Source organism: Nocardioides sp. (assembly GCF_050699375.1).
In the GTDB taxonomy this organism is placed as follows: Bacteria; Actinomycetota; Actinomycetes; order Propionibacteriales; family Nocardioidaceae; genus Nocardioides.
In genome coordinates this window covers 1-10643 of the sequence record NZ_JBOHDN010000066.1, presented here as the reverse complement: position 1 = coordinate 10643, position 10643 = coordinate 1, and the positions used below count along the sequence as shown (strand labels likewise).

Genomic DNA, 10643 nt, shown 5'->3' with positions numbered 1-10643 from the left:
GGCCGCCCGAGGGTCGACGCGCGGGCTACCAGCTCCGGGGTGAAGACGACCTGCTCGTGCTGGTGGGAAGGGTTGTTGACCTCGTCGAGGAGGAGTTCGGCGGCTCGGCGGCCGAGGTCGTGGCGCGGCTGGCGGACGGAGGTCAGGGGTACGGCTGCGGCGGCGGCGAACTCGATGTCGTCGTAGCCGACGATGGCCAGGTCGCCTGGCACGGACCTGCCGCTGGAGATGGTCTGCTGGAGCAGCCCCAGGGCCAGTAGGTCGTTGGCGCAGAACGCGGCGGTGGGGCGGCGTCGGGCGGACAGGCCGACGAGTCGCTCACCGGCGGCGCGTCCGCTGGCAACGGTCGGCGCCTCGCACGACAGCGTGATCAGGTCTTCCGGCGGGAGTCCGGCTTCGGCCCAGGCCTGCCTTGCGCCTTCGCGACGGTCGCGTACCTGTCCGATGGACTCCGGCCCGCCGACGTACGCCACTCGCTGGTGTCCCGCGTCGATGAGGTGCTCGACCGCGAGCCGTCCGCCGAGGACGTCGTCGACGGCGACGGAACATACCGAGGATCCCTCCCGGGTGCGGTCGACGATGACGACCGGGGTGCCGCGCTCGATCAGCTGGTCGAGGAGGGGATCATCAGGGTCCACCGGGGTGATCAGGATGCCCTGGACCCGCTGCTGCTGGAGATGGGCGAGGTGGGCGCTCTCGCGGGCCGACCGACCGTCGCTGTTGCACAGGAACAGCGAGAGCTCGGCGGCCTCGGCGGCCAGCTCGATGCCGCGGGCCACGTCGGTGAAGAACGGGTTGCCGGCGTCGAGCATGACGTACGCCAGCGACTGGGTGCTGCCGGTGCGCAGGGAGCGAGCCGACTCGTTGCGTACGAAACCCAGGTCGGCCATCGCTCGCTCCACCCGCTCGCGGGTGGCGGGGCTGACCCGATCGGGGCGGTTGAGCACGTTGGACACGGTGCCGAGCGAGACGCCGGCGTTGGCCGCGACGTCCTTGACCGAGGCGCTGCGCGACGAACCGGCAGCTGGGGTGATCGCCACCCGTGCTCCTTCCTGCCCAGGGCGCCGGCGTCCGAGTCGCACGTGCCCGTTCCTGAAACGTTAAATCGCAGCATAGGTCGTGGGCGCCGCTGTGGCGAGCAGCCGCGTCGTACCGGTTGACCGATGCCGGACGTTCTCACTAGCGTCCAGCTCTAAATCGTTTCACAGGAGGTGTCCCATGGAGCGCGTCTGTTTCCAGCTGCAGGTCGAGCCCGACCGTATCGAGGATTACAAAACGCCGTCACGCGGCGGTCTGGCCCGACATGCTGCGAGCCCTCAGTGAGACCGGCTGGCACAACTACTCCTTGTTCCTTCGAGTCGACGGGCTGCTCATCGGCTACTTCGAGACGCCTTCGATCGAAGCCGCTCGCGCCGGGATGGCGGCCACCGAGGTCAATGCCCGCTGGCAGGCGGAGATGGCGGAGTTCTTCGTGGACCTCGAAGGGGTGGCGCCCGATGAGGGCTTCCTCCGGCTCGAGGAGGTCTTCCACCTCGAGGACCAGCTGGGTCCGCGCGAGTCGTCCTGACCGGTGCCCGGAGGCCGCGTCAGGCACTTGACGCGAGTGACGTGCGCCACTAACGTCGGTGACGCGTGTTGAAACCTTTCAAAGAGGTTCCGCACCCTGCACACAGAGAGGCTCTCCGATGACGACGTTCGACCAGATCTCGGGCGACCTGGCGGCCCTCGAGATCGAGGTCCCTTCTTGGGCCTACGGAAACTCGGGGACCCGGTTCAAGGTCTTCGGTACGCCCGGCACGCCGCGCACTCCCCAGGAGAAGATCGCCGACGCGGCGACCGTCCACCGGTTCACCGGCCTGGCGCCGAGCGTCGCCCTGCACATCCCTTGGGACAAGGTCGACGACTATGCCGCCTTGGGGACGTACGCCGCGGATCACGGCATCGCCCTCGGCACGATCAACTCCAACACCTTCCAGGACGACGACTACAAGCTCGGCGCACTGACCCACACCGACGCGAAGGTCCGGCAGAAGGCGATCGACCACCACTTCGAGTGCATCGAGGTGATGGACGAGACCGGCTCGCGGGACCTGAAGATCTGGCTCGCCGAAGGCTCCAACTACCCGGGCCAGGCCGACCTGCGCGGCCGGCAGGACCGGCTCGCCGAGTCGCTGCGTACGATCTATGACCGCCTCGGCGGCGACCAGCGCCTGGTGCTGGAGTACAAGTTCTTCGAGCCGGCGTTCTACCACACCGACGTTCCCGACTGGGGTACGTCGTTCGCCCAGGTCAGCGCACTCGGCGACCGGGCGTATGTGTGCCTCGACACCGGCCACCACGCGCCCGGCACCAACATCGAGTTCATCGTGATGCAGCTGCTGCGTTTGGGGAAGCTCGGCTCGTTCGACTTCAACAGCCGCTTCTACGCCGACGACGACCTGATCGTCGGGGCCGCCGACCCGTTCCAGCTCTTCCGGATCCTGGTCGAGGTGGTCCGTGGCGGCGGGTTCAGGCCCGTGGCCGAGGGCGGGGTCGCCTTCATGCTCGACCAGTGCCACAACATCGAGAAGAAGATCCCGGGCCAGATCCGGTCCGTGCTCAATGTCCAGGAGATGACCGCACGGGCACTGCTGCTCGACACCGAAGCCCTCACCAAGGCGCAGGAGGACGGCGACGTACTCCTCGCCAACGAGATCTTCATGGACGCCTTCTACACCGACGTACGCGCCGGTCTGGCCGAATGGCGCGAGGGTCGCGGACTCCCCGCGGACCCGATGCGTGCCTACCTCGCCAGCGGCCACCAAGAACAGATCGAGGCCGACCGAGTCGGCGGCACCCAGGCTGGATGGCTGTGAATCAGAAGGACCGAAAACCGATGACCACTGCAGAAGACCTGATCGCGCGCTCGAACCGTCTGGGCGCCGATCCGAAGAACACCAACTACGCCGGCGGCAACACCTCCGCCAAGGGCACCGCGACCGACCCGGTGACGGGTCAGGACGTCGAGCTCCTCTGGGTGAAGGGCTCCGGCGGTGACCTGGGCACCCTGAAGACTCGCGGCCTCGCCGTCCTCCGGCTCGACCGGATGCGCGCGCTCGTCGACGTCTACCCGGGCGTCGAGCGCGAGGACGAGATGGTCGCCGCGTTCGACTACTGCCTGCACGGCAAGGGTGGCGCCGCGCCGTCGATCGACACCGCGATGCACGGTCTCGTAGACGCCGCCCACGTCGACCACCTCCACCCCGACAGCGGCATCGCGATCGCGACCGCCGCCGACGGCGAGGCGCTGACGAGGACGATCTTCGGCGACCAGGTCGTCTGGGTGCCGTGGCGCCGCCCGGGCTTCCAGCTCGGCCTCGACATCGCCGAGATCCAGAGCCAGAACCCGCAGGCCATCGGGTGCGTCCTCGGCGGCCATGGCATCACCGCCTGGGGCGACACCTCCGAGGAAACCGAGAAGAACTCGCTGTGGATCATCGACACGGCCGCGGCCTACATCGAGGAGCACAGCAGGACGGACCCGTTCGGCCCCGCCCTCGACGGATACGCACCGCTGCCGGAGGAGGAGCGGCGTACGAAGGCGGCGGCTCTGGCTCCCACGATCCGGGGCATCGCCTCGGCGGACCAGCCGATGGTCGGCCACTTCGACGACTCCGAGGTCGTCCTCGACTTCCTGGCCGGCGAGGCGCACCCGCGCCTGGCCGGGCTCGGCACCTCGTGCCCCGACCACTTCCTGCGTACGAAGGTCAAGCCGCTGGTCCTCGACCTCCCGGCATCGGCCTCCGTGGAGGAGAGCATCGCCCGCCTGAAGGAGCTCGCGGTCGGCTACCGCGAGGACTACCAGGCCTATTACGACCGCCACGCGGACGCCGACAGCCCGGCGATCCGCGGCAAGGATCCGCTGATCGTCCTGGTCCCCGGCGTCGGGATGTACTCCTTCGGCCGCAACAAGCAGACGGCACGGGTCGCGGGGGAGTTCTACGTCAACGCGATCAACGTGATGCGCGGTGCCGAGGGACTCTCGACGTACGCCCCGATCGACGAGTCGGAGAAGTTCCGGATCGAATACTGGGCGCTCGAGGAGGCCAAGCTCCAGCGGATGCCCGCCCCCAAGCCCCTCGCGACCAGGGTCGCACTCGTCACCGGTGCTGCTTCCGGCATCGGCAAGGCGACCGCGAAGCGGCTCGCCGCCGAGGGGGCCTGCGTCGTCATCGCCGACCTCGACCTCGCCAAGGCACAGGCCGCAGCGGAGGAGATCGGCGGCCCTGACGTCGCCGTGGGCCTCGCCGCCGACGTCTCCGACGAGGCTGCCGTACAGGCGATGTTCGACGCCGCGGTGCTCGCCTTCGGCGGTGTCGACCTGATCGTCAACAACGCCGGCCTGTCGCTGTCGAAGTCGCTGCTGGAGACCACCGAGCGCGACTGGGACCTCCAGCACGACGTGATGGCCAAGGGCTCGTTCCTGGTCTCCAAGGCAGCGGCGAAGGTGCTGATCGAGCAGGAGATGGGCGGCGACATCGTCTACATCTCCTCGAAGAACTCGCTCTTCGCCGGGCCCAACAACGTCGCGTACGGCGCGGCCAAGGCCGACCAGGCCCACCAGGTGCGGCTGCTGGCCGCCGAGCTCGGCGAGCACGGCGTCAAGGTCAACGGCATCAACCCCGACGGCGTCGTCCAGGGCTCCGGCATCTTCGCCGGCGGCTGGGGCGCCAAGCGCGCCGAGGTCTACGGGGTCAAGGAGGAGGAGCTCGGCAAGTTCTACGCCCAGCGCACCCTGCTCAAGCGCGAGGTGCTGCCCGAAAACATCGCGAACGCCGTCTTCGTCCTCTGCGGCCCCGACCTGACCCACACCACCGGGCTGCACGTGCCCGTCGACGCCGGCGTCGCCGCAGCGTTCTTGAGATGACAGAGCCTAGAATGACAGAGCCTTCTTGAGATGAGCCGCATGGAGCCGGTACGCGTCGCCGCCGTCGACCTGGGCGCGTCCAGCGGCCGGGTGATGGTCGGCGAGGTCGGCCCGGACACGCTGGCTCTGCACGCGGCGGCACGGTTCGCGAACGACCCGGTCCGGCTGCCCGACGGCCTGCACTGGAACCTGCCGGGCCTGTACGCCGCGGCGCTGGCCGGGCTCCGCGAGGCGGCGTCCGGCGGTGAGCTGGCCAGCGTCGGGATCGACACCTGGGCGGTCGACTACGGACTGTTGAGCGGCGGGCGCATGCTCGGGCTCCCGTTCCACTACCGCGACGAGAACCGCGGCGAGCTCGGGCCTTCCCGAGTGCACGAGCAAGTGCCGTTCGAGGAGCTCTATCAGCGCAATGGGCTGCAGTACCTGCCCTTCAACACCGTCTATCAGCTGGCCGCGGACCCGTTCGTGGCGCAGGCCGAGCAGCTGCTGCTGATCCCGGACCTGCTCGCCTTCTGGCTCACCGGAGAGCAGGTCGCCGAGCGTACGAACGCCTCGACGACCGGGCTGCTGATGGTGCCCGACGACGGGGGAGCGGCCGCCCCCTGGGACATGGAGCTCGCCAAAAGGCTCGGCATCCCGTCCACGATCCTGCAGCCCCTGGTCGATCCCGGCACCGCCATCGCCCACCTGCTGCCGGATGTAGCCGACATCGTCGGCGCCCAGCTCCGGGTCGTCGCGGTGGGCTCCCACGACACCGCCTCCGCGGTCGTCGGGGTGCCGATGCAGAGCGACGACGCGGCGTACCTCTCCCTCGGCACCTGGGGCCTGGTCGGTCTCGAGCTGGATACTCCCGTGCTGACCGAGGCGGCCCGCGCGGCCAACTTCACCAACGAGGGCGGCGTCGACGGCACCGTCCGGTTCCTCACCAACGTGATGGGGACGTGGTTGCTCAGTGAGCTGCTGCGTACCTGGGGTCTGGACGGCTCGGCCCTCTCCGGCCTGCTCGAGGCGGCGGGGGAGGCCGGCCGCGGCGTCGCGCTCATCGACGTGCAGGACCCACGCTTCGTCCCGCCGGGCGACATGGAGTCTCGGATCGCGGGGTGGTGCCGAGAGCACGGTCAGCAGGTCCCCGCGGACCGGCCCACGCTGGTGCGCTGCGTGGTCGAGTCGCTCGCCGCCGGCTACGCCTGCGCGCTCATCGAGGCGGGCGCGCTGGCGGGCAAGGACATCGGCGTCGTGCACGTCGTCGGTGGCGGTGCCCAGAACCAGCTGCTGTGCCAGGCCATCGCGGACCGCGCCGGCGTACGTGTGCTGGCAGGTCCGGTCGAGGCGACGGCGCTGGGCAACGTCCTCGTGCAGGCGCGGGCCGCCGGAGCCGTCGGGCCCGGACTCGACCAGATGCGCGAGCTCATCGCGCGCACCCATCCAGCGGTCAGCTATTCACCACGACAGGAGTGAGCATGCGAGCCTCGGGCGGCGTACGACCCTCCCCGCCGGCAGACCTGTCACCTGACGAGGTGGAGGTCCTGGCGTGGTTCGCCCGCGGCTTCACGACCGAGCGGATCGCGCGCACCCTGGGCGTCTCCGAACGTACGGTGCGACGACGACTCCGGGCGGCCGCTGACGCTCTGGGGTCCCACACCACCGTCGAGGCCGTCGTGTGCGCGGTACGCCGCGGACTGATCTGATAGGACAGAGATGACGAAGGAGGCTGGCGGATGCGAGTCGCTCTGATGGTCACGTGCATCAACGAGGCGCTCTACCCGCGCACCGGACAGGCCGTCGTAGGACTTCTGCGGCGACTCGGGGTCGACGTCGAGTTCCCGCAGGCGCAGACCTGCTGCGGACAGCCGATGGTCAACACCGGCTATCTGGACGAGGCGATCCCGGTGGTGCGTACGTTCGTGGACGCCTTCGCCGGCTACGACGCGGTCGTGGCTCCGTCCGGATCCTGCGCAGGGTCGGCGAGACACCAGCACTCCATGGTCGCCCGCCGCTCCGGTGACGGTGATCTTCAGGAGGCCGTCGAGGAGCTCGGCCCGAAGGTCTATGAACTCTCGGAGTTCCTCGTCGACGTGCTCGGCGTGACCGATGTCGGCGCCTACTACCCGCACAGCGTGACCTACCACCCGACCTGCCACTCGCTGCGGATGCTGGGGGTGGGAGACCGGCCCCGACAGCTCCTGGAGGCAGTGCGAGGCATCCGCCTGGTCGACCTGCCCGGCGACGACCAGTGCTGTGGGTTCGGCGGCACCTTCGCGGTCAAGAACGCCGACACCTCGATCGCGATGGGTGCCGACAAGGCACGACACATCCGCGAGACCGGAGCCGAGGTGATCGTCGCCGGTGACAACTCCTGCCTGACCCATATCGGCGGCGTCCTCTCCCGGCAGCGCTCCGGCGTACGCGCCGTGCACCTCGCCGAGATCCTCGCCGCAACGGAGGCGGTGGCTCGATGAGCGCGACATTCGTGGGTATGCCCGCCTTCCCCGAGGCCGCACGCGAGGCCCTCGCGGACTCCCAGCTGCGCCACAACCTCGCTCACGCGACCGGCACCATCCGCGCCAAGCGGGCCAAGGTCGTCGCCGAGGTCGAGGACTGGGAGGACCTTCGGCTGGCCGGCGCGGCGGTCAAGGAGTCTGCGCTCCGCGACCTCGAGAACCAGCTCGTACGCCTCGAGGAGACCCTCACCGCCAACGGCGCCGTCGTCCATTGGGCCCGGGATGCCACCGAGGCCAACGCGATCGTCGCCGCGATCGCCAAGGACCATGCCGCCGAGGAGGTGGTGAAGGTCAAGTCGATGGTGACCCAGGAGATCGGGCTCAACGAGGCGCTCGCCGAGGAGGGCATCGCCGCCTGGGAGACCGACCTGGCAGAGCTGATCGTGCAGCTCGGCGACGACCTGCCGAGCCACATCCTGGTGCCGGCGATCCACCGCAACCGAGCCGAGATCCGGGAGATCTTCCTGTCGAGGATGGCCGCCGCGGGCCGCCCGGCGCCCGACGACCTCACCGACGAGCCGGCCGTGCTCGCGGCCGCCGCCCGCGAGCACCTGCGCGAGAAGTTCTTGCGCGCCAAGGTCGGCGTCTCCGGCGCCAACTTCGCGGTCGCCGAGACCGGCACGCTGGTCGTGGTCGAGTCGGAGGGCAACGGCCGGATGTGCCTGACTCTGCCCGAGGTGCTCGTCTCGGTCGTCGGCATCGAGAAGGTCGTCCGGCGCTGGGAGGACCTCGACCCGATGCTCAGGCTGCTGCCGAGGTCCTCGACCGGCGAGCGGATGAACCCCTACACCTCCACCTGGAGCGGGATCAGCCCCGGCGACGGCCCCCAGGAGGTGCATGTCGTGCTGCTCGACAACGGCCGCACCAGAGCGCTCGCCGACGAGGTCGGCCGGCAGGCGCTGCGCTGCATCCGCTGCTCGGCCTGCCTCAACGTCTGCCCGGTCTACGAGCGCACCGGCGGCCATGCGTACGGCTCGGTCTACCCGGGTCCGATCGGCGCCATCCTCAACCCCCTGCTCAAGGGCGTCGGGCACGACGACCAGGTCGACTCGCTGCCCTACGCCTCGTCGTTGTGCGGCGCCTGCTTCGAGGTCTGTCCGGTACGCATCGACATCCCCGCCGTCCTCGTCGACCAGCGCGCCCAGGTGGTCGACGCTCATCGCAGCGGATTGCCGAAGCCGGAGGCGGTGGCGATGAAGGGCGCTGCGTACGTCCTGGGGCGCTCGAGCCGCCTCGCCGGTCTCGAACGACTGACCGGCATCGGCCTGCGACTGGCGCGACACGTCGGCGCCGCCGCCTGGACCGGGGCCCGCGACCTGCCCGACGCCCCGAAGGAGTCCTTCCGGGCCTGGTGGCTGCGCACGAACGGCGGGCGCACCGACGGCAGCAGGAAGACGGAGGACGGCGATGACTGAGGCACGCACCGAGATCCTCGCCGCGGTCCGTGCGGCTCTCGAGGACGCAGACCCCGCCCCGCCGCCGCCCACGGTGCCCGGCGTCGCAACGCCGCCCGGTGATGTCGTGGACAAGTTCGCCGAGCGCGTCGCCGACTACCGCGCCGTCGTGGAGCGCTGCCCCGCCGCCGAGCTGTCCGAGCGGGTGGCCGCGGCGCTGCCCGACGGCGGCCCCGTAGTCGTACCCTCCGGCCTCTCGATCCCGATCCCCGGCGCCATCGTCGACGACGGCAGCCTGACCGCGGCCGACCTCGACAAGATCGCGGCGGTCGTCACCGAGGCCCGGGTCGGGATCGCCGAGACCGGCACGATCGTCCTCGACCACGGACCCGGCCAGGGACGCCGAGCCATCTCGCTCGTCCCTGACACCCACATCTGCGTCGTACGCGAGGACCAGGTCGTCGCCGACGTACCCGACGCGATCGCCATCCTGGACCCCGCCAGCCCGCTCACCTGGATCAGCGGCCCATCCGCCACCAGCGACATCGAGCTCGACCGCGTCGAGGGCGTCCACGGCCCCCGCAACCTGCACGTCATCGTCGTAGCCCGCTGAGGCGATGACCGCTAGCCTTCGGCCGTGGACCGCATGGCCAGGCTCGCCCTGGCACCCCTTGCCGCTGTGCTCATGTCCGCAGGACTCCTGAGTGCCTGCGGCGGGTCCGAGGCGCGCGAGGAGGCCTGGCCAGATGGGCTGACGGCGTACGTCGACCAGACCCGGCTGCAGCGAAACACCGGTGAAGCGTTCGTACGCCTCGTCAACGACATCGGGACGCCGATCGAGGTCTCGCGGGTCGAGGTGAGCAGCGACCGGTTCAGAGCCGAGTGGACCGGCTCGGAAGCGGTCGACCCCGAGATGGACTTCGACTTCGACATGCCCCGCGGACGATGCGGCGAGGGCGGCGACGCGGACCTGACACTGACCTGGCGTCGCACCGGCGACGAAGCGGGGGAGTGGCGCACCAGCACGGGCAGGGCGAAGGACAGGTACGCCAACATCGACGGCCTCCTGGACCGCGACTGCGCCGAGCGGACCCTGAGCGAGGCCGCTGACGTCACGGTCGGCGAGCCGCGGATCGAGGGCGAGGGCAGGCAGGCCGAATTCGTCCTCCCGGTCACCTTCGCGCCGACCGGCGCGCTCCCGGAGGTCACCTTCGACGGCTGGGAGGGCACCGTGCTCTTCCAGCTCGCCTCGGGGACCCCGGCCTGGCCGCGGGTCGCCCCGCGCCCGATGACGGGCGAGCCGATCACGTTGGGGATGCGGGTCGTCCCCGCCCGGTGCGACCCGCACGCTCTGGCCGACGACAAGGTGGGCAGCCTGTTCCGCGTCCACGTCGCCGGTCCCGGCGTCCCCGAGGACGCCGCGTACTTCCTGCCCTTGAGCAAGGCGCAGAAGGTCGCCCTCTACGGCCTCCTGCCGGTGCGCTGCGGCTGGGAGTGATCAGCCGAAGAGCGCCGCGGCCGCGGCCCGCGCGAGCAGGAACCCGACGATCCCGACCGCCCACGCCGTCGCGCTGGCGGCATGCTTGACGAGCCAGCGGTCGAGCGCGGCCAGCGGCCGGGCCACCAGCGGTGCGGCGAGGATCCGCAGGGCGGTGAGGAGGAGCGCCGGCGCGATCATCACGCCGCAGTAGGCGAGGATCCACAGGCCCGAGACCGGCCAACCGGGCCCCTGGGTGCCGATCAGGCCGATCGCGGCGAGGTAGGGAAGCATCGAGGCGACCTCGACCGCGCCTGCCAGCACCGCCAGCCCGGCGAGGGCCGCTGTCGAGCCGGACTCCGAGG

11 protein-coding genes are annotated in these 10643 nt (G+C 70.3%); 9 read left to right on the top strand and 2 right to left on the bottom strand.

Annotation, left to right across the window (positions count from 1 at the left end; genetic code table 11):
- The coding region (locus ACRDPS_RS04445; protein WP_431500416.1) for a LacI family DNA-binding transcriptional regulator at positions 1 to 1040 on the bottom strand (1040 nt) is incomplete at its 3' end.
- A 263-nt stretch (positions 1041 to 1303) separates the two neighbouring features.
- Between ACRDPS_RS04445 and ACRDPS_RS04440 the strand changes: the two genes are divergently transcribed.
- From ACRDPS_RS04440 to ACRDPS_RS04400, 9 genes are all read left to right on the top strand, one after another.
- The gene (locus ACRDPS_RS04440; RefSeq protein ID WP_431500415.1) at positions 1304 to 1567 is read left to right on the top strand and encodes an L-rhamnose mutarotase; all 264 of its coding nucleotides are present in this window, start codon (positions 1304 to 1306) and stop codon (positions 1565 to 1567) included.
- Between the two features lie 118 nt (positions 1568 to 1685).
- Positions 1686 to 2855, top strand: a complete 1170-nt coding sequence (rhaI, locus tag ACRDPS_RS04435) for an L-rhamnose isomerase (RefSeq protein WP_431500414.1) — start codon at positions 1686 to 1688, stop codon at positions 2853 to 2855.
- Positions 2856 to 2875: 20 nt separating this feature from the next.
- Entirely contained in the window at positions 2876 to 4906 is a 2031-nt protein-coding gene (locus ACRDPS_RS04430; protein ID WP_431500413.1) for a bifunctional aldolase/short-chain dehydrogenase, read from the top strand.
- Positions 4907 to 4936: 30 nt separating this feature from the next.
- Positions 4937 to 6364: a rhamnulokinase gene (locus ACRDPS_RS04425; RefSeq protein WP_431500412.1), complete on the top strand. Its 1428-nt coding sequence runs from the start codon at positions 4937 to 4939 to the stop codon at positions 6362 to 6364.
- A gap of 2 nt (positions 6365 to 6366) precedes the next feature.
- Positions 6367 to 6594 carry a LuxR C-terminal-related transcriptional regulator gene (locus ACRDPS_RS04420; protein ID WP_431500411.1) on the top strand — a complete coding sequence of 76 codons (228 nt, stop codon included), beginning with the start codon at positions 6367 to 6369 and terminating at the stop codon, positions 6592 to 6594.
- Between the two features lie 30 nt (positions 6595 to 6624).
- Entirely contained in the window at positions 6625 to 7365 is a 741-nt protein-coding gene (locus ACRDPS_RS04415) for a (Fe-S)-binding protein (protein WP_431500410.1), read from the top strand.
- Positions 7362 to 8822 (top strand): lactate utilization protein B, encoded by a 1461-nt coding sequence (locus tag ACRDPS_RS04410; RefSeq protein ID WP_431500409.1) that lies wholly within the window; start codon positions 7362 to 7364, stop codon positions 8820 to 8822. The genes ACRDPS_RS04415 and ACRDPS_RS04410 overlap by 4 nt, the downstream gene beginning before the upstream one ends.
- Positions 8815 to 9414 carry a LutC/YkgG family protein gene (locus tag ACRDPS_RS04405; RefSeq protein ID WP_431500408.1) on the top strand — a complete coding sequence of 200 codons (600 nt, stop codon included), beginning with the start codon at positions 8815 to 8817 and terminating at the stop codon, positions 9412 to 9414. The genes ACRDPS_RS04410 and ACRDPS_RS04405 overlap by 8 nt, the downstream gene beginning before the upstream one ends.
- 24 nt (positions 9415 to 9438) lie before the next feature.
- On the top strand, positions 9439 to 10299 hold the full coding sequence (locus ACRDPS_RS04400; RefSeq protein ID WP_431500407.1) for a hypothetical protein: 861 nt from the start codon (positions 9439 to 9441) through the stop codon (positions 10297 to 10299).
- Here ACRDPS_RS04400 and ACRDPS_RS04395 read toward each other — a convergent pair.
- Positions 10300 to 10643: GAP family protein (locus tag ACRDPS_RS04395; RefSeq protein WP_431500406.1), on the bottom strand; the 344-nt coding region annotated here is incomplete at its 5' end. It lies immediately after the preceding gene.